19 protein-coding genes are annotated in these 21855 nt (G+C 73.7%); 7 read left to right on the forward strand and 12 right to left on the reverse strand.

What is annotated here, in order from left to right; translation table 11 throughout:
* The first annotated feature begins 125 nt into the window (after positions 1-125).
* Together EWV39_RS00705 and EWV39_RS00710 are read left to right on the forward strand one after the other, a co-directional pair.
* Positions 126-1448: a class I SAM-dependent methyltransferase gene (locus tag EWV39_RS00705; RefSeq protein ID WP_129656392.1), complete on the forward strand. Its 1323-nt coding sequence runs from the start codon at positions 126-128 to the stop codon at positions 1446-1448.
* A 94-nt stretch (positions 1449-1542) separates the two neighbouring features.
* Positions 1543-2694: a glutamate--cysteine ligase gene (locus EWV39_RS00710; RefSeq protein ID WP_129656393.1), complete on the forward strand. Its 1152-nt coding sequence runs from the start codon at positions 1543-1545 to the stop codon at positions 2692-2694.
* A 7-nt stretch (positions 2695-2701) separates the two neighbouring features.
* On the opposite strand, the gene tsaD is transcribed toward EWV39_RS00710, so the two are convergent.
* Genes tsaD through alr form a run of 5 tightly spaced genes read right to left on the reverse strand, consistent with a single transcriptional unit; the run spans position 2702 to position 7104 of the window.
* Positions 2702-3826 (reverse strand): tRNA (adenosine(37)-N6)-threonylcarbamoyltransferase complex transferase subunit TsaD, encoded by a 1125-nt coding sequence (gene tsaD / locus EWV39_RS00715; RefSeq protein WP_129656394.1) that lies wholly within the window; start codon positions 3824-3826, stop codon positions 2702-2704.
* Positions 3823-4404 (reverse strand): ribosomal protein S18-alanine N-acetyltransferase, encoded by a 582-nt coding sequence (rimI, locus tag EWV39_RS00720; protein ID WP_129656395.1) that lies wholly within the window; start codon positions 4402-4404, stop codon positions 3823-3825. Before rimI ends, tsaD begins: the two co-directional genes overlap by 4 nt.
* Positions 4401-5162 carry a tRNA (adenosine(37)-N6)-threonylcarbamoyltransferase complex dimerization subunit type 1 TsaB gene (tsaB, locus tag EWV39_RS00725; RefSeq protein ID WP_129656396.1) on the reverse strand — a complete coding sequence of 254 codons (762 nt, stop codon included), beginning with the start codon at positions 5160-5162 and terminating at the stop codon, positions 4401-4403. Before tsaB ends, rimI begins: the two co-directional genes overlap by 4 nt.
* A 9-nt stretch (positions 5163-5171) precedes the next feature.
* Positions 5172-5732, reverse strand: coding sequence for a tRNA (adenosine(37)-N6)-threonylcarbamoyltransferase complex ATPase subunit type 1 TsaE (gene tsaE, locus EWV39_RS00730; RefSeq protein WP_129656397.1), 561 nt, complete (start codon positions 5730-5732; stop codon positions 5172-5174).
* Positions 5725-7104, reverse strand: a complete 1380-nt coding sequence (gene alr / locus EWV39_RS00735) for an alanine racemase (RefSeq protein WP_129656398.1) — start codon at positions 7102-7104, stop codon at positions 5725-5727. The genes tsaE and alr overlap by 8 nt, the downstream gene beginning before the upstream one ends.
* Before the next feature lie 241 nt (positions 7105-7345).
* On the opposite strand from alr, the gene EWV39_RS00740 reads away from it, so the two are divergent.
* On the forward strand, positions 7346-8587 hold the full coding sequence (locus tag EWV39_RS00740) for a glycosyltransferase (RefSeq protein ID WP_129656399.1): 1242 nt from the start codon (positions 7346-7348) through the stop codon (positions 8585-8587).
* A gap of 11 nt (positions 8588-8598) precedes the next feature.
* The gene (locus tag EWV39_RS00745) at positions 8599-9393 is read left to right on the forward strand and encodes a phosphatase (protein ID WP_129656400.1); all 795 of its coding nucleotides are present in this window, start codon (positions 8599-8601) and stop codon (positions 9391-9393) included.
* Positions 9394-9451: 58 nt separating this feature from the next.
* Here the strand turns inward: EWV39_RS00745 and EWV39_RS00750 are convergent, their stop codons facing one another.
* From EWV39_RS00750 to EWV39_RS00770, 5 genes are all read right to left on the reverse strand, one after another.
* Positions 9452-11065 (reverse strand): bifunctional ADP-dependent NAD(P)H-hydrate dehydratase/NAD(P)H-hydrate epimerase, encoded by a 1614-nt coding sequence (locus EWV39_RS00750; protein WP_129656401.1) that lies wholly within the window; start codon positions 11063-11065, stop codon positions 9452-9454.
* Positions 11056-11460: a holo-ACP synthase gene (locus tag EWV39_RS00755; RefSeq protein ID WP_129656402.1), complete on the reverse strand. Its 405-nt coding sequence runs from the start codon at positions 11458-11460 to the stop codon at positions 11056-11058. Before EWV39_RS00755 ends, EWV39_RS00750 begins: the two co-directional genes overlap by 10 nt.
* Positions 11461-11601: 141 nt before the next feature.
* Complete coding sequence (gene glmS, locus EWV39_RS00760; RefSeq protein WP_129656403.1) at positions 11602-13476, reverse strand: glutamine--fructose-6-phosphate transaminase (isomerizing); 1875 nt, start codon at positions 13474-13476, stop codon at positions 11602-11604.
* 250 nt (positions 13477-13726) lie between these two features.
* On the reverse strand, positions 13727-14866 hold the full coding sequence (locus EWV39_RS00765) for a mannitol-1-phosphate 5-dehydrogenase (RefSeq protein WP_129656404.1): 1140 nt from the start codon (positions 14864-14866) through the stop codon (positions 13727-13729).
* Complete coding sequence (locus EWV39_RS00770) at positions 14863-16854, reverse strand: PTS mannitol transporter subunit IICBA (protein ID WP_420329926.1); 1992 nt, start codon at positions 16852-16854, stop codon at positions 14863-14865. The genes EWV39_RS00765 and EWV39_RS00770 overlap by 4 nt, the downstream gene beginning before the upstream one ends.
* A 265-nt stretch (positions 16855-17119) precedes the next feature.
* Between EWV39_RS00770 and coaA the strand changes: the two genes are divergently transcribed.
* The 3 genes from coaA to mscL all read left to right on the forward strand — a co-directional run bounded on the left by coaA (position 17120) and on the right by mscL (position 19510).
* Positions 17120-18076 (forward strand): type I pantothenate kinase, encoded by a 957-nt coding sequence (coaA, locus tag EWV39_RS00775; RefSeq protein WP_129656405.1) that lies wholly within the window; start codon positions 17120-17122, stop codon positions 18074-18076.
* A gap of 85 nt (positions 18077-18161) precedes the next feature.
* Entirely contained in the window at positions 18162-18947 is a 786-nt protein-coding gene (locus EWV39_RS00780) for a M15 family metallopeptidase (protein WP_129656406.1), read from the forward strand.
* 149 nt (positions 18948-19096) lie between these two features.
* Positions 19097-19510, forward strand: a complete 414-nt coding sequence (gene mscL, locus EWV39_RS00785; protein ID WP_129656407.1) for a large conductance mechanosensitive channel protein MscL — start codon at positions 19097-19099, stop codon at positions 19508-19510.
* A 205-nt stretch (positions 19511-19715) separates the two neighbouring features.
* Here the strand turns inward: mscL and glmM are convergent, their stop codons facing one another.
* Entirely contained in the window at positions 19716-21089 is a 1374-nt protein-coding gene (gene glmM / locus EWV39_RS00790; protein WP_129656408.1) for a phosphoglucosamine mutase, read from the reverse strand.
* A gap of 236 nt (positions 21090-21325) precedes the next feature.
* Entirely contained in the window at positions 21326-21829 is a 504-nt protein-coding gene (gene rpsI, locus EWV39_RS00795) for a 30S ribosomal protein S9 (RefSeq protein WP_129656409.1), read from the reverse strand.
* Positions 21830-21855 lie beyond the last annotated feature (26 nt).

Consider the following 21855-nt stretch of genomic DNA (forward strand, 5'->3'; position numbering starts at 1 on the left):
CACCCTGAGTCTCAGAGTGCTAACACGACTCTATTCCGGGGATTAGCAGAGGGTCAAGGCGAGTGCCAGCGCGTCGCCGCGGAGGGCCCCCGCGACGGGCCCCCGCGACGCGCTAGGGTGAACGCATGCGCCCCGAGTACACCCGCGAAGAACTGGCCCTGCTGGACGGCATCGAGTACCGGGAGCGGGACGTCCTGGCGCTCTCCTCCCGCCTGCGGGACCGGGGGCTCGCCCCCGAGCGGGCCGCGGAGCTGCTGACCCAGGCCCGGCTGCGGGCCGAGGCCGCGGGCAAGTTCGGCGCGGAGGAGGCGGGCCGGATGCTGCTGACCCGCGACGGGCTGGAGCAGGCGACCCGGGGCGCGGTCGCCCGGCTGCACGCGCGGCGGTTCCGCGAGGCGGGGATCGCTTCCGTGGCCGACCTCGGCTGCGGCCTGGGCGGGGACGCCGCGGCCTTCGCCCGGGAGGGGCTGCGGGTGAGCGCCGTCGAGGTCGACCCCCGCACCGCCCGCTTCGCGGCCCACAACCTCGCTCCCTACCCCGGGGCCGAGGTGCGCTGCGCCGACGTCGCCGAGCTGGACCTGCGCACGCTCTCCGACGCGGCCGGGCGCCCCGTCGAGGCCCTGTGGCTCGACCCCGCCCGCCGGGAGGCTCCCGGCGTCGGCGCACGGCCCCGGGGCGGCACGGCTCCGAGGGGCGGCGGCGAGCACCGCGCACCCGGCCAGGGCGCCCGCCGGATCTTCGACCCGGAGGCCTTCTCCCCGCCGTTCTCCCTCATCGAGTCGCTGGCGAGCACGGGCGTCCCCCTGGGCGTGAAGATGGGCCCCGGCATGGACCGCGCCGCGATCCCGGCAGGGGCCGAGGCCGAGTGGATCAGCCACCGCGGCGAGGTCGTGGAGCTGGTGCTGTGGTTCAACGCGCTGCGCACCCCGGGGGTCCGGCGCCGCGCCACCGTGCTCGGGCCCGACCCCCTGGTCCCGGAGACGCTGGCGAGCCTGAGCTCCGGGGACGACTTCGGCGAGGGCCCCGAGGCGCCGGTCGGCGAGCCCGCCGGGCACCTCTACGAGCCCGACGGGGCCGTGATCCGCGCCGAGCTGGTGGACCGGCTGGCCGAGGCCGTCGGCGGGCACCTGGTGGACCCTCGCATCGCCTACGTCTTCTCCGAGCGGGAGCACCGGCTGGACTGGGCGAGCGGGTGGCGGGTCCTGGAGGCCCTGCCGCTGCACGCCAAGCCGCTCAAGCGCTGGGTGCGCGAGCACGGCGTCACCGAGCTGACGATCAAGAAACGGGGGGTCGACGTCGTGCCCGAGGTCCTGCGGAAGCAGCTGCTGGCCGGCTCCGGGAAGCGCTCGGGGCGGGGCCGGCGGGCCACCCTCGTACTGACCCGGTGGGACGCGGCGGACGGGGAGCACCGCGGGGCGTTCGCGGTCGAGCCGCTCGCCGCCGGGTGAGGGCCCTCCTCGCGGCGGCGCGTCGCGCGGGCCGGGGTAGGGCGGGAGCCCCTCCCGCGGGTACGATGAATCGACCCTGTTTGGAGGCCGCCCCATGATCGAGTTCTCTCGCTCCTCCCAGTCCACGCTCGGCGTGGAGTGGGAGGTCGCACTGGTGGACCGGAGAACCGGTGCCACGCGTCCCGCGGCCGAGGAGGTCTTCGAGGCCATCGAGGCCTCGGACCCCGCACTGGCCGACCCCGAGGGCCAGACCCCGCACATCGCCCGGGAGTTCCTGGCCAACACCGTGGAGATGGTCACCGGCGTCGCGACCCGCGTCAGCGAGGCCACGGACCAGCTGCAGCACCTGGCGGACCGGCTGCGCACCTACACAGACCCTCTCGGGATCGACCTGTTCTCGGCAGGGACCCACCCCATCGCCGAGTGGCGGACCGAGCAGGTCTCCGCCAAGGAGCGCTACCAGAAGATCCTGGACCGCACGCAGTACTGGGGCCACCAGATGCTCATGTACGGCATCCACGTCCACGTCGGCCTCGACGCCCGGGACAAGGCCCTGCCCGTGGTCAACCAGCTGGTCAACTACTACCCCCATCTGCTCGCGCTCTCGGCCAACTCCCCCTACTGGGGCGGGCACGACACCGGCTACGCCTCCCAGCGCGCCATGGTCTTCCAGCAGATCCCCACGGCCGGTCTGCCCTTCGGCTTCGAGCAGTGGCACGAGTTCGAGGACTACACCTGGGACCTGCTGCAGACCGGCGTGATCGACGAGCCCTCCGAGAACCGCTGGGACATCCGCCCGGTCGCGAGGTACGGCACCGTGGAGATGCGGGTGTGCGACGGCGTCTCGACGGTGGAGGAGATCGGCGCCCTGACCGCGCTCACCCAGTGCCTGGTCGAGGAGACCTCGCGGCGGGTCGAGGCCGGGGAGCGCATCCCGCTGATGCCGCGCTGGCACGCCGAGGAGAACAAGTGGCGCGCCGCGCGCTACGGCATCGAGGCCATCATCATCCAGGACGCCCAGAACAACGAGCGCCTGGTCACCGACGACACCATCGACCTGCTCAACCGGCTCGAGCCCATCGCCGGCCAGCTCGGCTGCTCGGAGGAGCTGGCCGGCGTCGAGCGCATCATCCGGCGCGGTCCGGGCTACCTGCGGCAGCGGCGGATCGCGAAGGAGGCCGGGGGCGACCTGCGCGCCGTGGTCCGCGACATCGCAGGACTGACCCGCGACGGGTACCCGGACTAGGATCCCCCTACGCCGGGACGCTGACCGTGGTCACCGGCAGGGAGGGGTCCGCGGTGAAGCCGAGCCCGGTGGGGGCGACGCCGGCCGCGACGAGGCGGGCGCCCAGCGCGGCGACCATCGCGCCGTTGTCGGTGCACAGGGACAGGCGCGGGACCACCAGGCGGATGCCGTGCCGCTCGCAGCGCTCGGCGGTCAGCGCCCGCAGCCGCGAGTTCGCCGCGACGCCGCCGCCCAGCAGCAGCGTGTCGATGCCGTTCTCGGTACAGGCCAGCATCGCCTTGGCCGTGACGACGTCGGCGACCGCCTCCTGGAACGAGGCCGCGACGTCTGCGACCGGCGCTGCCTCCCCCCGGGCCTCGAAGCCCTCGACGACGCGCGCCACCGCGGTCTTCAGCCCCGAGAAGGAGAAGTCGTACCGGTGGCTCCCCGGCGCCTCGGCGCTGCCCATGTACTTGCCCGCCGTCAGGCCGCGGGGCAGCCTGAACGCGGCCGCGTCTCCCCCGGCGGCCACGCGGTCGATGGCCGGGCCGCCAGGGTAGCCGAGGTCCAGCAGGCGGGCCACCTTGTCGTAGGCCTCGCCGGCGGCGTCGTCGAGCGTCGCGCCGAGCAGACGGACCGAGCCGGTGATGTCCCCGACCTTGAGGATCTCGGTGTGCCCGCCGGAGACCAGCAGCGCCCCGAGCCCCTCCGGCAGCCCCTCTCCCCCGGCCTCCGGGGCGGGGAGCCCGCTGCCCTCCAGCAGCCCCACCCCGACGTGGGCGACGAGGTGGTTGACGGCGTAGAGCGGCTTGCCGGTGGCCACGGCGAGGGCCTTGGCGGCGCTGACCCCCACCATGAGGGCCCCCGCCAGCCCCGGGCCGCTGGTCACGGCGATCGCGTCCACCTCAGCGAGGCCCAGGCCGGCATCGGCGAGCACGGCGTCCAGCGCGGGGATCATCGCCTCCAGGTGGGCGCGGGAGGCGATCTCGGGGATGACGCCGCCGAAGCGCTCGTGCTCCTCCATCGAGGAGGAGACGGTGTTGGTCAGCAGCCGGCTGCCGGCGACGATCCCGATCCCGGTCTCGTCGCAGGAGGACTCGATGCCCAGCACCACGGGTCCGGTGCGCGGGGCGGAGGTATGGGGCTGGTTCACGGTCGGGGTCCGCCTTCCGGGGTCAGGTCCTTGCTCATGATCACGGCGTCGACGCCGTCCTGGTAGTAGCGCGGCCGCAGGTGGATCCGCGCGTAGCCGAGGGACTCGTACAGCCCGGCGGCGCGCGGGTTGTCCGCCCTGACCTCGAGCATCATGGTGCCCGCCCCGGCCTCGCGGGCCTGGCGGTGCATCCGCTCCATGAGCCAGCGGCCGAGGCCGCGGCCCTCGTGCCCGGGGTCCACCGCGATGGTCTGCACGTCCCCGGTCTCCGCCACCGCCATCATCCCGGCGTATCCGACGACGACGCCGGCCTCGTCCAGGACGACGGTGTACCGCCGCGTGGGATGCCGCACCTCGGCGAGGAACATCTCCAGCGGCCAGGCGTCGGCCGGGAACAGCCGGAGCTCGAAGCGGTGCACGGCCTCGAGGTCGGCCAGCTCGAGGGGGCGGGCCGCGTATCCCGCCGGCGGGGGCGGCTCGGGCGAGGGTCCGGTTGATGCCGGGGACGCGGCGGGGGCCGCCGAGGGCCGCGGGCCGATCGAGGGCGGCGGCCCGCCCGGCGAGTCGGCCGGGCTCATCGCGTGGCCCGCTTCCGTGCCGCCGGGACCCGGGCGTCGGACTCGCGCAGGTACAGCGGGGCGGTGTCCGTCTGCGCCGCGGCCAGGCCCGCGCGCAGGGCGGCGCGGACCAGGTCCTCGGCGAGGGGCTGGTCGGCCTCATGGCCGGGCAGGGCCACGAGGGCGTCCGGGTAGAGCGCGGCGCCGCGGCCGGCGGCCGGGGGGCCGAGGGGCGACGTCCCCGTGCTCTCCTCGGCCGCCGCTTCCTCGCCGTACAGCACGGCCCCGGCCGCGGCTGCGGGGCCCACCGCCGGGCCGACGACCCGGCGGTACCCCTCGGGGAGGATCTCGTAATCGGCGCAGTAGACCTCGCGGCGCCGGGCGTCGGTGGCGACCCGCAGGAGGCCGTGGCCGGCGCGGCGGGCGTCCTCGTGGGCCGCCTCGGCCACGGCGTCGAGGCTCACGGCCCCGCGCACCTCCACGCCCCAGGCCCAGCCCAGGGTGCGGGCGGTGACGATCCCGGCCCGCAGCCCCGTGAAGGGGCCGGGCCCGAGCCCGGTGAGGATCATCCCCAGCTCGGGGCCCTGCGCGCCGGCCTCGGCCAGCAGGTCCCTCAGGCCCGGCGCCATGACCTCGGCGTGGGATCGGGTGTCCTCGGTGCGGAAGGCGCCGAGGACCTCCACCGGGCCGGCGCAGGGGGCCCCGGAGGCGGCGTCGTCGGGCACGCGGATCAGCGCGCCGCTGGCGATGGACGAGGTATCACAACCGAGTATCAGCACCCGACCAGTCTAATGCCGCGCCGCCTCGCGCAGCTTCAGCGCGAGCGGGCCGGTCCGCTCCTCCCGCCAGCGCGGTCCGACGAAGCCGATCCGCAGGATGCGGGGGTCGAGGTCCTCCTCGGAGCCCTCGACCACCGGCGCCTCGGCGCCGACGGCGCGCTCCAGCTCGATCTCCACCCGCGACTCGGCGAGGTGCTCCACCAGGCCGCGGCCCCACTCGACGACCGTGACGGCGCCGTCCATGGAGTACTCGAGGTCGAGGTCGTCGACCTCCTCGGCGCTGGAGAGCCGGTACGCGTCCACGTGCACCAGGGAGGGCCCGCCGGGCCGGGCCCCCTCGGGGTCGTTGCGGTGGATCCGGGAGAGCACGAACGTCGGCGAGATCACGCTCCCGAGCACCCCCAGCCCCTCGCCCAGGGCGCGGGTGAAGGTCGTCTTGCCGGCCCCGAGCTCCCCCGTGAGCACCAGCAGGTCCCCCGCCCGCAGGCTCCCGGCCAGCACGTGCGCCACGCGCTGGGTGGCCTCCGTGCCGTGCAGCTCCAGGACCGCGTCCTCCTCCGCCTCAGTCATGGCCCGTCCCGTCCTCTCGCTCGGCGCCGCCCGCCGTCACCCGCTCCACGCGCGGGGAGATGCGGGTGACGATCTCGTAGTTGATGGTCCCGGCGGCCTCGGCCCAGTCGTCGGCCGAGGGCTCCTCCCCTGCTCCGAACAGCACCGCCGGCGCGTGGAGGTAGCCCAGGGCGGGGTCGCTGAGCCCGGGCTCGCCCAGGTCGACGACGAGCTGGTCCATCGCGATCCTGCCGACCACGGGATAGGTCCTGGCCGGCGCCCCCGAGGGGTGGATCCGCACGGGGCCGCCGGTGGCCACGCGCGGGACGCCGTCGGCGTAGCCCAGGGGGATCAGGGCGAGGGTCGTGGGGCGCTCGGTGCGGTAGGCGAGGCCGTAGGAGACCCCCTGGCCTGCCGGGACCTCCTTGACGGCGTCGACCGTGGTCCGCAGCGTCATCACCGGGCGCAGGCCGAAGTCCTCGGGGGGCACCCCGCTGATCGGCGAGAGGCCGTAGAGGGCCAGGCCGACCCGCACGGCGTCGTAGTACGGGGCCGCGCCCTGGGGGGCGGCGCCGTCTGTGAGCAGGAGGGCGAGGGTCGCGGGCGAGTTCGCGACGTGCAGCAGGGCCGGCCGCAGGCCCGCGGCGCGCGCCCGGGCGACGGCGTCGTCGAACCGCTCCAGCTGCTCCCGCGTCTCGGGGCGCTCCGGCTCGTCGGCCACGGCCAGGTGGGTGAAGATCCCGACGACCTCGACCAGGCCCCGCTCCTCGAGGGCCCGGGCGCGCTCGACGAGGTCGGGCCACCGCTGCGCCGTCGAGCCGTTGCGGCCCAGGCCGGTGTCGATCTTCAGGTGCACCCGCGCGGTGCGGCCAGAGCCCTCGGCGGCGGCCGCGATCGGCTCCAGCTCCCAGCCGGAGACGCCGAGCTCGACGTCGTGCTCCAGCGCCGCCGCGAAGTCGGTGGAGGAGGTGTGCAGCCAGGCCAGCACCGTCCCGCCGATCCCCTCCTCGCGCAGCCGCAGGGCCTCCCGCACGTGGGCGACCCCGAGCAGGTCCGCGCCGGCCGCCAGCGCCGCGCGGGCGACGGCGGAGGCGCCGTGGCCGTAGGCGTCGGCCTTGACGACCGCGATCAGCCGGGCCGGCGCCACGAGGCGGCGCAGCCTGCGGACGTTGTGGGCGAGGGCGTCCAGGTCGATGACGGCGGCCCGCTCGGGCAACGGGGCGGGCGGAGGCTCCGGGGCGGAGGGAGACGGCGCGGAGGTGCCGGCGGGAGATGTCGCGGGCTTCGAGAGGCTCGCAGAGTCCGGAACGCTGACGGGGTCCTGGGCGGGGGCGCGGCCGGAGCCCGCTGCGGGGTCCGGGCCGCGCCGGGGGGCGGGGCTGCAGGATGGCATGGGGCCATTCTCTCACCCGCCGCGGCTGCCCCGCCGCCCTCGGCCGCGCCGCCCACCGCAGCCGCGCCCCTCGCCACAGCACGGCCGCCCGGCATGGCCGTTCCTCCCGCCGCGACCGGGACACCGGGACCCCCGGCGCGACCGTGCCTGCCACCGCGGCCGGGGCGCCGGCGGCTCGCGTAGACTCGTGGGGGTGAGTTCAACGGAGACAGGACGCGGGCGGATCGTCCACGTGATCAGCATGCACACCTCCCCCCTCGCCCAGCCGGGGCACGGGGACGCCGGCGGCATGAACGTCTACATCGGCCAGCTCTCCCGGGCCCTCGCCCGCACCGGGGTGCGCGTGGAAGCCTTCACCCTCCTGACCGCCCCTCCCGAGGACGCCGACCCATCGCTCCCCGCCGCCCGCTCGACCGGCGTCTCCCCCGGCTACACCGTGCACGAGCTCTACCTGCCCGAGGCCGCCGGCGCCGGCAAGGAGGCCATGGCGGAGCTGACCGGCGCCTTCGGCCGCGCCTGCGCCGAGCGCGTCCGCGGGGGCCTCCCCGCCCCCGACGTGATCCACGCCCACTACTGGCTCTCCGGGCGGGCCGCCGAGTCCTACCGGGAGGCCCTCGGGGAGCCGGTGGACGACGTCGGGAGCTCCCGGACCGGGTCCGCAGGCCCCCGGGGGATCCCCCTCGTCGCGGTCCTGCACACCAGCGCCATGGTCAAGAACCTCTCCGCCGGTCCCGCCGAGCCGCCCGAGCCCGCCAGCCGCGTCCGCGGCGAGCGCGAGGTGATCCGCTCCGCGGCCGCCCTGATCGTCAACACCGAGGCCGAGGCGGCGCAGATGGCGAGCCTCTACGGCGCCGACCCGGCCAGGACCCGGGTGATCCCGCCCGGCGTCGACGCCGCCGTCTTCCGCCCCGGCCCGCCGCGCCCGGCCGACGGCCGCTTCCGCGTGCTCTTCGCCGGCCGCCCGCAGCCGCTCAAGGGCCCGGAGATCCTGCTGCGCGCCGTCGCGCTGGCCCGCCCCGCCGTCCCCGGGATCGAGCTGGAGATCCGCGGCACCGCCGGCGAGCGCTACCTGGCCGAGCTCGCCGCGCTGGCCCGGGAGCTGGGGATCGACGACGTCGTCCGCTTCTACCCCGCCACCACCAGCGCGGACCTGGCCGAGGCCTTCCGCCGTGCCGACGTCGTCGCCTGCCCCTCCTCTTCGGAGACCTTCGGCCTGGTGGCGCTCGAGGCGCAGGCCTGCGGGGCGGTGGTGCTGGGCTCCGACGTGACCGGGCTGCGGGCAGCGCTCGACGACGGCCGGGCGGGCCTGCTGGTCCCCCGCCGGGAGCCGGATGCCTGGGCCCGGGCGCTGGGCGAGGCCGCCGCGGCCCCGGCCCTGCGGAAGCGGCTGAGCGCCGCGGCAGTCGCCCACGCTCACGGGCTGACCTGGGACGACGCCGCCCGGCGGACCGTCCGCGTATACGAGGACCTGCTGAACGGATGATGGAGGAGACGATGGACGGAACGGACATCCACGACGAGGCGGCCTTCGCGGCCTACCTGGACCGGGCGCGCATCACGGGTGAGGTCGGGACCCCGCGCCAGGACAACCTGGCCCACATCGAGGGGTTCCTGGCCGGGAACGAGCACCTCGAGTTCGGCGTCGAGCTGACCCGGCGGTGGAGCCGCGAGGAGGTCTTCGAGCTCATGGTGGACCGGGTCGGGCTGCACCCGGACCCCGCGCACGCGCACGGGCAGGACACCATCAGCGCCGACCGCTGCGTCGCCGCCCTGACCCGCTACGCGCGGCGCTTCGGCGAGGCCGTGCGGGCGGGCTCCGCGATCCTCTTCGCGACCGGGCACCCGGCGGGCCTGTTCCCCGTCTACCAGCATCTGGCGGAGGCCGCCCGGCGGCACGGGGCCTGGGTGGTCGGCATCGAGGAGGGCATCCGCTTCGACGGCGGCGACCTCCGGCAGATCAACGACGTCGTGATGTTCCAGCAGTACGGCTCGCTCGCCCACACGCACCTCCCCGAGCCGATGCGGCTGGTCCTGGCGCAGCTGCGCGAGGCCGGGGCCCCGGTGGACTTCGTGGTGGCCGACCACGGGTGGGCGGGGGCCGCGGCGAGCGCCGGGCTGCCCACGATCGGGATCGCCGACTGCAACGACCCCGGCCTGTTCGTCTCCGAGGCGCAGGGCCAGCTGGAGGTCGCGGTGCCGATGGACGACAACGTCCTGCCGCACCTCTACGACCCGGTCACGGAGTTCGTCCTGGACCGCGCGGGCCTGCTGGTCGGCAGCGCCGTCTGAGGCGCGTCCCCGCCTGGCGGCGGCTCCCGGGCCTCGGCGGCACGGTCCCGCCGGCCCCTCAGGCCCCCAGCAGCCGGCCGAGCTCGCCCGGGATGCGACGCGCGGCCACGCTGGGCGGCAGCGGCCCCGGCTCGGCCCGGCTGACCGCCCTCTGCAGCAGCAGGGCCCCGGCGGCGACCCCGGCCCAGGCGGCGTCGTCCTCCGGCGCCGCGCCGTTCTCCACCCGCGCCCCGTGGCAGGCCGCGGCCGCGCCCAGCATCCCGGTCAGTGTGTCCCCCGAGCCGGCCGTGGCAAGCCAGGGGCTGCCCCCGGTGTGCGCGTAGACGACGCCGGGCCCGGCCACCACCGTGGTCCCGCCCTTGAGCAGCAGCGTCCCGCCCAGGACCTCGCGGGCGGCCCGGGCCCACGGCAGCGGCGCCGCCTCGATCCGGGCGCGGTCGGGGAATCCCTCCTCGGGCAGCTCCTCCTCGGCGAGGCCCGCCTCCAGGGCTGCCGCGCGCAGCCGCTCCCCCGCAGAGCCGCTCAGCCGCACCGCCCATTCCAGGGCGGAGGCGAGCTCCCCGGCGTGCGGGGTCATGATCACCGAGGCTCGGGCCCGCTCGCCCTCGCCCGCGGCGCCGGCCAGGATCCGGATCGCCTCTGCGTCGGCGACCACGGGCAGCCCCGAGTCCAGGGCCGCCCGGATCTCGTGCTCCGCGCCGGGGCCGGCCGCGCCCGAGCCCACGGCCCACGCCTGGACCCGGTCCGCCCCCACGTGCTCGCTGCGCACGGCCTCGGGGCATTCCAGCGCCATGAGCCCGGCCAGGGTGTCCCCGCCGGTGTACCGGACCATCCCGGCGCCGGAGTTGACCGCCGCCCGGACGCACATCAGGCCCGCGCCGGGGTAGGCGTCGCTGCCCGCCACCGTGCCCAGGACCCCGCGGGTGTACTTGTGGTCCCCCTCGCCGGGGGCGGGCCAGACGGCCGGGAGGTCCGCGTCCTCCAGGACCAGGACGCCGGGCTCGGGGAGGTCCTCCTCGATACCGATGGGCACGACGTCGAGCTTCCCCACCGGCCTGGCGGCCGCGGGGGCCGCCAGGCCGGTGGTCGGGGCGGCGAAGGTCACCGTCACGTCCGCCGGGAGCACCGGCTGCACGAGGCGGCCCGTGGTCGCGTCCAGGCCGGAGGGGACGTCGCAGACGAGGACGGCGGGGCGGTCGGCGCCGGCGTCGCCCCGGTCGGCCAGCAGCTCGCGGACCAGGCCCGCCGCCGGCTCCCGCAGGCCGCCGGAGCCCCCGGTGCCGAGGATCCCGTCCACGATCAGCGCGGATCCGGCTGCCGCCTCGCGGCAGGCCCGGGCGCCGTCGTCCTCCAGGGAGAGCACGGCGCCGCCGGTCCCGCGCAGGGCCGCCAGCCCCTCCTCGTGGTGCCGGGCCGCGGTCAGCACCGCGGTGACCTCGGCCCCGCGGGAGCTCAGCCCGGCCCCGGCGTACAGGGCGTCGCCGCCGTTGTTCCCGGCCCCCACCAGCAGCGCGACCCGCGCGCCGGCGACGCCGCCCGCGCGCTCCTCGAGCAGCCGGGCCGCCGCCGCGGCCAGGCCGCGGGCCGCGACGGCCATGAGCTGCTCGCCGGCCTCCAGATGGGGCCGCTCCGCCTGACGGACCTGCTCCGCGGTGTATGCCTTCAGGACCATGCCGCCTCCTCCAGTGCGTGGGCCGCGGCGAGGTCCTCCTCGCCGAGGCGCTCGGCGACCGCGGTGGCCACCGCGGTTCCGCCGTCGTGGGTGATGCTGATGTGCCAGCGGTTGATGCCCAGCTTCTCGGCGGTCTCCCGGACGGTGCCGGTGACCACCAGGCGCGGGGCGCCGTAGCGGTTCTTCTCGATCCGGCAGTGGTGCCAGATCATCCCCGGAGGGGCGTGCAGCGCCTTGGCCACGGCCTCCCGGGCCGCGAAGCGCCCGGCCAGCGAGTAGACCGGGAGCTCCTGCTCCTCCGCGGTGAACAGCCGGCGGCGCAGCCGCGGGGTGCGCTCGAGGATCCCCTCGAAGCGGGCGATGTCGACGACGTCGACTCCGGTGCCCATGATCACGGTGCTGTGCTCCCCTCGGTCGGGCGGCGATGGCGGCGTTGGGCGGACGGGACGGCCGGCCGCGACGGCCGGGCCCGGGACGCGCAACGCCCGCCGCGGGGTGGCGACGGGCGTTGCGGTCTCACGAGGGCGGGACCCGTCCTACTCGACGGTCACCGACTTCGCCAGGTTGCGCGGCTGGTCGACGTCGTACCCCTTGGCTCCGGCCAGCGCGCAGGCGAAGACCTGCAGCGGGACGGTGGCCAGCAGCGGCTGCAGGAGCGTGGGCGCCTGCGGGACGGTGATGACGTGGTTGGCGTAGTCCTTCACGGACTCGTCGCCCTCCTCCGCGATGACGATGGTGATGGCGCCGCGGGCCCGGATCTCCTGGATGTTGGAGACGACCTTGGAGTGCAGCGAGTCGCGCCCGCGCGGGGACGGGACGATCACGAAGACCGGCTGCCCCTCCTCGATCAGCGCGATCGGGCCGTGCTTGAGCTCGCCGGCGGCGAAGCCCTCGGCGTGGATGTAGGCGATCTCCTTAAGCTTCAGCGCGCCCTCCAGCGCCACGGGGAAGCCCACGTGGCGACCCAGGAACAGCACGGAGGAGGAGGTCGACATGTCGGTGCCGAGCTTCTTGACCTGCTCCTCGGCGTCGATGACCTCCTGGATCTTCTCCGGCATCTTCTGCAGCTCGTCCAGCACGTCGGCGATCTCGTCCGCGTACATGTTCCCGCGCAGCTGGGCGAGGTACAGGCCCAGCAGGTAGGCGGCGGTGATCTGGGCCAGGAAGGCCTTGGTCGAGGCCACGGCGATCTCGGGGCCCGCGTGGGTGTACAGCGAGGCGTCGGACTCGCGCGGGATCGAGGAGCCGTTGGTGTTGCAGATCGCCACGACCTTGGCGCCCTGCTCGCGGGCGTGCCGGATGGCCATCAGCGTGTCCATGGTCTCGCCGGACTGGGAGAGCGCGACGACGAGGGTCTTCTCGTTGACGATGGGGTCCCGGTAGCGGAACTCGTGGGCGAGCTCGACCTCGGTGGGGATCCGGCACCAGTGCTCGATCGCGTAGCGGGCCACCTGGCCGGCGTAGGCGGCGGTGCCGCAGGCGATGACGACGATCTTGTCCACCGAGCGCAGCACCGACTCGTCGATGTGCACCTCGTCGAGGCTCAGCCGGCCCTTCTCGTCCAGGCGGCCCAGCAGCGTGTCGCGCACGGCGGCGGGCTGGTCGTGGATCTCCTTGTCCATGAAGGAGGAGAAGCCGCCCTTCTCGGCCGCGGCGGCGTCCCACTTGACCTCGAAGGGCCTGCCCTCGGCGCGGTTGCCCTCGAAGTCGGTGATCTCGTAGCCCTCGGCGGTGATGGTCACGATCTGGTCGTTGCCCATCTCCACGGCCTGCTTGGTGTAGTCGATGAAGCCGGAGACGTCCGAGCCGAGGAAGTTCTCGTGCTCGCCGAGGCCGATGACCAGCGGGGAGTTGCGGCGGGCCGCGACGATGCGGTCCTCGTGGTCCGCGTGGACGGCCAGCAGGGTGAAGGCGCCCTCGAGGCGCTGGGAGGTCAGCCGCATCGCCACGGTCAGGTCCCGGGCGGCATCCTTGTTGTAGTGGTCCGCCAGCAGCGTCGCGGCGACCTCGGTGTCCGTGTCGGAGACGAAGTTGTAGCCCTTCTGGGACAGCTCGCTCCTCAGCTCGGAGAAGTTCTCGATGATGCCGTTGTGGACGACGGCGAGCCGCCCGTTGTCCACCACGTGCGGGTGGGCGTTGGGGTCGGTCGGTCCGCCGTGGGTCGCCCAGCGGGTGTGCCCGATCCCCAGGATCGAGTGCGGGAGGGGGCTGGCCTCCAGCTCGGCGTCGAGCGCCGCGACCTTGCCCGCCTTCTTGCGGTGCTCGACCGCGCCCTCGGCGACCACCGCGACGCCAGCGGAGTCGTACCCGCGGTACTCGAGACGGCGCAGGCCCTCGAGGACCACGTCGAGGGCATAGTATTCACGGTCGACGGCGCCGGGCTGTCCTACGTATCCAACGATTCCACACATAGGCTTCAGCTTAGCCCACGCCAGCCCGCTGTCACGGCCGAACCGGACCGACGGGTATGTGACGTTCGCACGCGCCGCGGCCGCGACCCGCGGCGGGGTTCGCCGCCTGTGCCCCGCCGGGCCCCGCGCCGGCCGCGGCGCCTCGGGCGGCCCCCGGAACCGCCTGCGGCCCGCCCCTCGGATGGGACGGGCCGCAGGCGGGCGCCGGCTCGCGCGGGAAGAGCCCCGCGCGAGCCGGGCGAGGGACGGATCAGGCCGCCTCGAACACCTCCACCAGCTGCGGGTGCAGCGGGTGCTCGGGCCCGACGCCGGTCAGCCGCTCCACCAGCTCCCCGCGCCGCCCGGCGTACTCCTCCAGCAGCCCGCGCAGCTCCTGCGCCTCGGGATCACCCTCGACGTCGAAGGCCAGCGCAGCCCCGACCGCGGCCACCAGCGCCTCCGGCCGGTGCCCGTGCTCGGCGAGCTCGGCCGCGGGGCCGACGAAGCGCTCCCCCGCCGAGATCTTGCGCAGCGGGGCCCGGCCCACCCGCTCCACCGTGTCCGGCAGGTGCGGGTTCGAGAAGCGGGTCAGGATCTTCCCGATGTACTCCTGCTGGGTCTCCGGCGCGAAGCCGAACTTCTCGACCAGCAGCTGCTTGGTCTCGGCCAGCACCGCCTCGACGCGGGAGCGCACGCCGGCGTCGGCGAGCGCGTCCGAGATCTTGTGCAGCCCCTGGAGGCGGCCGAAGTAGGCGGTCGCCGCGTGGCCGGTGTTGACCGTGTACAGCTTGCGGGTGATGTAGGGCGCCAGGTCCTCGACCCACGTGATGCCGGGGACCTCCGGGACGGCGTCGCCGAAGGGCTTCGACTCCACCGCCCACTCGTAGTAGGTCTCCACGGTGACATCGAGGCCGCCGCCCTGTTCCTGCTGGGGCACGATCCGGTCCACGGCGGTGTTCGCGAAGATCGCGACGTCGTCGGCCTCGGGATAGGCCTCGCGGATCGCGGCGGCGAGCCCGTCGGTGGCGTTGATCGCGTTCTCGCACGCCATCACCGCGACCTTCCCCGGCGTGCCGGCCTCGGCACGGGCCCGCAGGCCCTCGGCGATGGCCGGCGCGATGATCTTCAGGACGGTCGGCCCCACCGCGGTGGTGACGACGTCCGCCTCGACGATCCGCCGCCGCAGCCCCTCGGGGTCGCTCGCAGAGTTGACCCCGCTGAACCCGGTGACCCGGATGTCGCGGGGCTCGGCGCCGACCTCGTGGACGGTGTAGGAGTCCTGCTCGTTGAGGGCCTCGATCAGCGGGGCCGCGACGTCGGCGAAGACGAGCTCGTAGCCCGCCTCGTGGAGGAGGACCCCCACGAATCCGCGGCCGATGTTCCCCGCTCCGAAGTGAAGTGCCTTCTTCATGCGTTGACCTTTCCGAAGATCTCGAGGACCTCCTCAGCGGAGCCGGCCCGCTCGAGACGGGCGACGGCCTCCTTGTCGGAGAAGACCTTGGCGATCTTCTGCAGCAGCTCCAGGTGCTGCCCGCCGGCGCCGGCGATGCCGATGACGAAGCGGACGGGCTTGCCGTTCCAGTCGATCTCCTCGTCGTAGCGCACCAGGGAGACGGCCGAGGAGTGGATGGCCGACTTCGCCTCGTTGGTGCCGTGCGGGATCGCCAGGCCGTTGCCCATGAACGTGGACACCGAGGACTCGCGCTCGTGCATGGCGGCGAGGTACGCGTCCTCGACCTTGCCGGTCGCGATCAGCAGGCCGCCTGTCTCGTCGATCGCGGCGTCGCGGTCGGCGGCCTGCCCGCCCAGGACGATCGAGTCGGCGGTCAGGATGCCCTCGGTCGCCGAGCCGCTCTGCGCCTCGGCATCCCCCGCGGGCTCCGCCGGGGCCCCGGCGCCGGGCTCGGCGGCCTCGCCCTCGCGCTGGCGGCGGATGGTCTCCACGATCTCGTCGTAGCGCGGCGAGCCCATGAAGTTGTCCACCGTGACGTGGGCGGCCGAGGGCGTCGGGTCCTTCGCCCGGTCGTAGAGGTCCTCGTGGACCACCACCAGGTCGAACTCGTCCGTGAGGTTGTTGATCGCGGAGTTGACGACGCTGATCTGGTCCCCGTAGCCGGCCTTCTTGATCTTGTTGCGCAGCACCGAGGCGCCCATCGCGGAGGAGCCCATGCCGGCGTCGCACGCGAAGACGATCTTGGAGATCTGCGCGCCGCCGGCCTGGCCGTCCTCCCCGGTCAGGAAGCCGGAGACCGAGGACTTCTTGCCCTTCATGCCCTCCATCTGGGCCGTGGCCTTGGCCAGGTCGTCCTCCGACTGCTTGGAGAACTTCAGGATCGCCGAGGCGACCACGCAGGAGACCACCGTCGCCGCCAGCACGCCCAGGACGACGCCCACGTAGGAGTCGTTGGCCGTGGAGAGCAGCACCATGATGATCGATCCGGGCGCGGCCGGCGAGCGCAGGCCGGCGTCGAACAGCAGCTCGACGAAGACGCCGGACATGCCGCCCGCGATGGCGGCGACGATGAGGACCGGCTTCATCAGCACGTACGGGAAGTAGATCTCGTGGATGCCGCCGAAGAACTGGATGATCGCCGCACCCGGGGCGGTGGCGCGGGAGACGCCGCGGCCGAAGAACATGTAGGCCAGCAGGATGCCGAAGCCGGGGCCGGGGTTGGCCTCGAGGAGGAACAGGATGGACTTGCCCTGCTCCAGCGACTGCTCGGTGGCCAGCGGGGTGATGATCCCGTGGTTGATGGCGTTGTTGAGGAACAGCACCTTGGCGGGCTCGATGAGGATCGAGGTCAGCGGCAGCAGGCCGTGGTCGATCAGGAAGCCCACCGCGACGCCGGCGATGTGGGTCAGGAAGTTCATCACCGGCGTCAGCAGGAACATCGAGCCGATCGCCAGGATGGCCGCCACGATGCCCGCGGAGAAGTTGTCCACCAGCATCTCGAAGCCGGGCTTGATCTTCCCGGCCCACAGCGCATCGAGCTTCTTCATGACCCAGGCCGCGATCGGCCCCATGATCATGGCGCCGAGGAACATGGGCGCGCCGACGCCGTCCTCGCCGATGAACACCGGCGAGCTGGTGCCCAGGATGACGCCCATGACCGCGACGGAGCCGACGACGCCGCCCCGGACGCCGTGGATCAGCCGGCCGCCGCTGTAGGCGATGAGGATCGGCAGCAGGTAGGTGACGGTCGCCCCGACCAGCGTGTTGATCTTCTCGTTGGCGAACGGGCCGTCCGGGTAGACGAACAGCGCGGTGATGGCGCCCCAGGCGATGAAGGCGCCGATGTTCGGCATGATCATGGAGGAGAGGAAGGTGCCGAAGCGCTGCACGGCCACGCGCACTCCGCCCTTCTGCTGTCTCTCCTCCGCTGAGGTGGTGGTGCTCACGGTAGGCTCCCTGGTTCAGGACATCGAGGATGAGCCGGGGCGCCCCGAGAGGCCCGCGACGGATCTCGTCGCCGCCCACCCCACCACGATGCGAGTTGATGATCCGGCCGGGATCCGTCAGCAGGAGGCATCGGTGCCACCATGAATCTCGGTCTGATCACAGGTTATCCCGAATAGTGGGATCTCTGAACAGATCTTCCCGCTGGGGCCTCGGGCGGGGCCGGGGATTCGGATCGGCCCGCGCCCTGGGCCTACACTGAGTGCGATGACTGAAGCACTCGCGCTGCCCCGAACGACGCCGTTCGTGTCCCTGGACCGGGAGACCTGGTCCAGGCTCTCGGACGAGATCGACGTCCCCCTCTCCCCCGAGGAGGTCGAGCGCCTGCGCGGCCTCGGCGAGAGGCTCGACGTCGAGGAGGTCCGGCAGGTCTACCTCCCGCTCTCCCGCCTGCTCAACCTCTACGTCAACGCGGCCGGGGGCCTCAACCAGGCCACCAACGAGTTCCTCGGCAAGGAGCACCAGCGCACGCCGTTCGTGATCGGCGTCGCCGGCTCGGTCGCGGCGGGGAAGTCGACGACGGCGCGGCTGCTGCGGGCGCTGATGAGCCGCTGGCCGACCACCCCCGACGTCCAGCTGGTCACCACCGACGGGTTCCTGCACCCCAACGCCGAGCTCGAGGCCCGGGGCCTGATGCAGCGCAAGGGCTTCCCCGAGTCCTACGACCGCCGGGCGCTGCTGCGCTTCGTCTCCGAGATCAAGTCCGGGGCTCCGGTGGTCACCGCCCCCAAGTACTCGCACATCACCTACGACATCCTGCCCGACGAGCGGATCGTGGTGACCCGCCCCGACGTGCTGATCGTCGAGGGCCTCAACGTGCTCGCCCCGGCCCAGCTGCGGCCCGACGACAAGGCGGCCCTGGCGCTGAGCGACTTCTTCGACTTCTCCGTCTACGTCGACGCCCGCACCGCCGACATCGAGCGGTGGTACATCGAGCGCTTCCTCAAGCTGCGCAGCCGGGCCTTCTCGGACCCCCGCTCCTACTTCAAGCGCTACGCCGAGCTCTCCGACCCGGAGGCCCAGGAGACCGCGCGCGGCATCTGGAAGCGGATCAACGAGCCCAACCTGGTCCACAACGTGCGGCCCACCCGCGGCCGCGCCCAGCTGATCCTCTCCAAGGACGGGGACCACTCGATCCGCCGGGTGCTGCTGCGCAAGACCTGATCGGCCGGCCTCGGCCCGGCAAGGCCGGGCGGGACGGGAGGACGGAGCGAGCCGGAGGGATCCGGCCCGCTCGGAGGAGGACGAGATGAGACGAAGAGGCTGGCTCCTGAGCGTCGTCGCCGTGACGGGGCTCCTGCTGGGCGGCTGCTCGGGCGAGCGGGCCGCGGAGGACCCCGGGGACGGTGCGGGCACGACGTCGTCCTCCCCGGCCGGAAGCGCCCCCTCCGGCTCGGACTCCGGCCAGGGCGCTCCGGGCCCCTCCGGCGCGGGAACCGGCGAGTCCGCCCCGGGCGAGGAGTTCCGGGACGACGCGCCGGGCTCCACGACCGCCCTGGTCAACAAGGCGGCCCCGCTGGAGCCCCTCGACTGGGCGCCGGAGGACCTGGTGGGCGTCGAGGGCGTGCAGCTGCGCGCCGAGGCGGCGCGCGCGGCGGAGGAGATGATCGCCGCGGCCGGGCGGGACGGCGTCGGCTTCACGCTGATCAGCGGCTACCGCTCCTACGCGGACCAGGAACGGACCTACTCCTCCTGGGTCTCCGCGCAGGGGCAGGAGGGCGCCGACACCGCGTCGGCCCGCCCCGGCCATTCGGAGCACCAGACCGGCCTCGCCGCGGACATCGGCGAGAACGGCGGCTGCGACCTGCAGGTCTGCTTCGCCGAGACGGCCTCGGCCGACTGGGTCGCTGAGCACGCCGAGGAGCACGGGTTCATCGTCCGCTACCCCTGGATGGAGCACGAGACGACGGGCTACTGGTACGAGCCCTGGCACCTGCGCTACGTGGGCGAGGAGGCCGCGGAGGCCTACGCCGCCTCGGAGGCGCCGAACTACGAGGAGTTCCTGGGCGCCGAGGCCGCTCCGGACTACCCGTGAGCTCATGGCCGCCCTGTGAGATCCGTCTCCCGCCCGCTCCCTCCTCCCGGCCCTCCGAGGCGGGATGACCTCGATCCCCGTCCCGCCCGGCGTCCACGGGGCGCTCCGGCCTTGGCCGCCGCCCCTCCCCGTGGCATAGGATGTTCCGCATGCTTCAAGGCTTCAAAGACTTCATCACCCGTGGCAACGTCCTCGAGCTCGCGGTCGCCGTGATCCTCGGCGGCGCCTTCAACACGGTGGTCAACGCCCTGGTCGAGTCGGTCATCATGCCGGCCGTCTCCTGGGCCGTGGGCGCGCCGTCCTTCGACTCGTTCCTGGTCTTCGGGCCGGTCCGCGTCGGCGTCCTGCTCACCGCCCTGGTCAACTTCCTGATCGTCGCGGCGGCGATCTACTTCTTCATCGTGCTGCCGATCAACAAGCTCGACGAGCGGCGGCGTCGGCGCCTGGGCCTGGGGCCGAAGGAGGAGGAGGTGGACCCGCAGGTCGAGCTGCTGATGGAGATCCGCGACGCGCTCGTGGAGCAGGGCAGGGCGCCCGGCCCCGAGGGCCGCGTCGAGCGCTGACCCCTCCCCCGTTCCCTCCGTCCCCGGCCCCTGGAACAGCGGGCGGAGACGCAGAGAGCCCCGGGCACAGCCGGGCGAAGATGTCGAGGACCCCGCGCCGCATCACGGCGCGGGGTCTTTCGCATCCGCCGGGCAGCCGCAGAGAGCCGGGGCCCACACCGTCGAACGGTGCGGGCCCCGGCTCGTCCCGTGTGGCTCGGCGCGCTCAGGAGACAGGCGTCTTGAGACCCAGCTCCTGCGCGACGACGGCTGCCAGCCGCTGGGCGTGCGTCTCCACGATGCTCTCGGTCGGTCCCTCGACCATGACGCGCACGAGCGGCTCGGTGCCCGAGGAGCGCAGCAGCACGCGGCCGTCCTCTCCCAGCGCCGAGCGGACGGAGGCGATCTCCGTCTGCACCGCGGCGTTGGTCTCGACGCCGTTCTTGTCCACGTTGGAGACGTTGATCATCGTCTGCGGCACGCGCTCGAACCGGGTGGCCAGGGTCGAGAGGGAGAGCCCCGTGCGGTTGACCTCCGCGGCGAGGTGCAGGCCCGTGAGGATCCCATCGCCGGTGGTCGCGTAGTCGCTCATGATGACGTGCCCGGACTGCTCGCCGCCCAGGGTGTAGCCCGCCGCGTTCATCGCCTCGAGCACGTAGCGGTCCCCCACCTTGGTGCGGACCAGGTGGATGCCCTCGGACTCGAGGTACTTCTCCATGCCCAGGTTGGTCATCACGGTGGCGACCAGGGTGTTGTCCTTGAGCTTCCCGGCGTCCCGGCGGGCCACGGCGAGGATCGACATGATGGTGTCCCCGTCCACGATCTCGCCCCGCTCGTCCACGGCCAGGCAGCGGTCGGCGTCGCCGTCGTGGGCGATGCCGAGGTCGGCGCCGACCTCGCGGACCTTGGCCTGGAGGCCCTCCAGGTGGGTCGAGCCGACGCCGTCGTTGATGTTGGTGCCGTTGGGGTCCGCGGCCAGCACGTGCACGCGGGCGCCGGCCATCCGGAACGCGTCCGGGGAGCAGCCCGAGGCCGCGCCGTGGGCGCAGTCCAGGACGATCGTCAGGCCCTCGAGGGCCGAGCGGGCCTGCATGGTGGAGATCAGGTGGGTCACGTAGCGGTCCTCGGCGTCCGCGAACCGGGAGATGCGGCCCAGGGCGGCCCCGCGGGGCTTCCGGAAGTCCTGGGCGGTGTACACGGCCTCGATCCGGTCCTCGACGGCGTCGGGCAGCTTCTTGCCGCCGCGGGCGAGGAACTTGATGCCGTTGTCCTGGAAGGGGTTGTGCGAAGCGGAGATCATGACGCCGAAATCGGCGCGGAGGTCCGCCACGAGGTACGCGGCCGCGGGGGTCGGCAGCATGCCGGCGTCGTAGACGTCCACTCCCGAGGAGGCCAGGCCCGCCGAGATCGCCGCGCCGATGAACTCGCCGCTGATGCGGGAGTCGTGGGCGATGACCGCCTTGGGACGCTCGCCGTCCGGCACCCGGTCGAAGCCGAGGACGACCGCCGCGGCCTGCGCCAGCTGGAGGGAGGACAGAGCCCCCATGGACTCGCTGTTCGCGCACGCGCGAACGCCGTCGGTTCCAAATAATCTAGACATCGCCTGACATTATACGCCGGCAGATATATATTCCCGGGAGTTTTACGGGTGCTCGTACCCATAAGTACGCATCGGCGACCCCGCGTAGGGCCTCGGCCTACTCAGGAGTACAATGCCCCTCCGGCGGCGAGGGATGCCACCGGGGCGGCGGATGCCCGGCCGCGGGCCCCGGCATACGGCGACGGCCCGCCTCCCTGCCAGAGGGAGACGGGCCGCTGGAAGATCCTGCGGGAGGATCAGCGCTTCGAGAACTGCGAAGCCTTGCGGGCCTTCTTGAGGCCTGCCTTCTTCCGCTCGATGACGCGGGCGTCACGAGTCAGGAAGCCGGCCTTCTTCAGGGCCGGGCGGTTGTTCTCGAGGTCGACCTCGTTCAGCGCGCGGGCGATGCCCAGGCGCAGCGCACCGGCCTGGCCGGAGGGGCCACCGCCGTGGATGCGGGCGACGACGTCGTAGGACCCCTCGAGCTCGAGCAGCTTGAAGGGGTCGTTGACCTCCTGCTGGTGCAGCTTGTTGGGGAAGTAGACGTCCAGCGCGCGGCCGTTGACGATCCACTGGCCGGAGCCGGGGATGATGCGGACGCGGGCCACGGCCTGCTTGCGGCGGCCGACGGCGGAGCCGCCCACGGTCAGCGCGGGGCGCTCCGGGGCGACGGCGGTGGCGACGGTCTCGGAGGACTCGGAGGTGTAGCTGGTCAGCTCCTCGCCCTCGGTGTTGATCTGGTCTTCAGTAGTCTGAGCCACGATTTCTCCTGTTGTTGTCTTCGCAG

This window comes from Rothia halotolerans (assembly GCF_004136635.1).
Classification (GTDB): domain Bacteria; phylum Actinomycetota; class Actinomycetes; order Actinomycetales; family Micrococcaceae; genus Rothia; species Rothia halotolerans.

What these genes read in the sequence shown, in the direction of transcription:
- alr (WP_129656398.1), bottom strand. Translation starts at nt 7,104, where the DNA reads ATGCCATCCTGCAGCCCCGCCCCCCGGCGCGGCCCGGACCCCGCAGCG.
- EWV39_RS00740 (WP_129656399.1), top strand. Translation starts at nt 7,346, where the DNA reads ATGCACACCTCCCCCCTCGCCCAGCCGGGGCACGGGGACGCCGGCGGC.
- mscL (WP_129656407.1), top strand. Translation starts at nt 19,097, where the DNA reads ATGCTTCAAGGCTTCAAAGACTTCATCACCCGTGGCAACGTCCTCGAG.
- EWV39_RS00780 (WP_129656406.1), top strand. Translation starts at nt 18,162, where the DNA reads ATGAGACGAAGAGGCTGGCTCCTGAGCGTCGTCGCCGTGACGGGGCTC.
- tsaE (WP_129656397.1), bottom strand. Translation starts at nt 5,732, where the DNA reads ATGACTGAGGCGGAGGAGGACGCGGTCCTGGAGCTGCACGGCACGGAG.
- coaA (WP_129656405.1), top strand. Translation starts at nt 17,120, where the DNA reads ATGACTGAAGCACTCGCGCTGCCCCGAACGACGCCGTTCGTGTCCCTG.
- EWV39_RS00745 (WP_129656400.1), top strand. Translation starts at nt 8,599, where the DNA reads ATGGACGGAACGGACATCCACGACGAGGCGGCCTTCGCGGCCTACCTG.
- glmS (WP_129656403.1), bottom strand. Translation starts at nt 13,476, where the DNA reads ATGTGTGGAATCGTTGGATACGTAGGACAGCCCGGCGCCGTCGACCGT.
- rimI (WP_129656395.1), bottom strand. Translation starts at nt 4,404, where the DNA reads ATGAGCCCGGCCGACTCGCCGGGCGGGCCGCCGCCCTCGATCGGCCCG.
- EWV39_RS00765 (WP_129656404.1), bottom strand. Translation starts at nt 14,866, where the DNA reads ATGAAGAAGGCACTTCACTTCGGAGCGGGGAACATCGGCCGCGGATTC.
- EWV39_RS00710 (WP_129656393.1), top strand. Translation starts at nt 1,543, where the DNA reads ATGATCGAGTTCTCTCGCTCCTCCCAGTCCACGCTCGGCGTGGAGTGG.
- glmM (WP_129656408.1), bottom strand. Translation starts at nt 21,089, where the DNA reads ATGTCTAGATTATTTGGAACCGACGGCGTTCGCGCGTGCGCGAACAGC.
- EWV39_RS00750 (WP_129656401.1), bottom strand. Translation starts at nt 11,065, where the DNA reads ATGGTCCTGAAGGCATACACCGCGGAGCAGGTCCGTCAGGCGGAGCGG.
- EWV39_RS00705 (WP_129656392.1), top strand. Translation starts at nt 126, where the DNA reads ATGCGCCCCGAGTACACCCGCGAAGAACTGGCCCTGCTGGACGGCATC.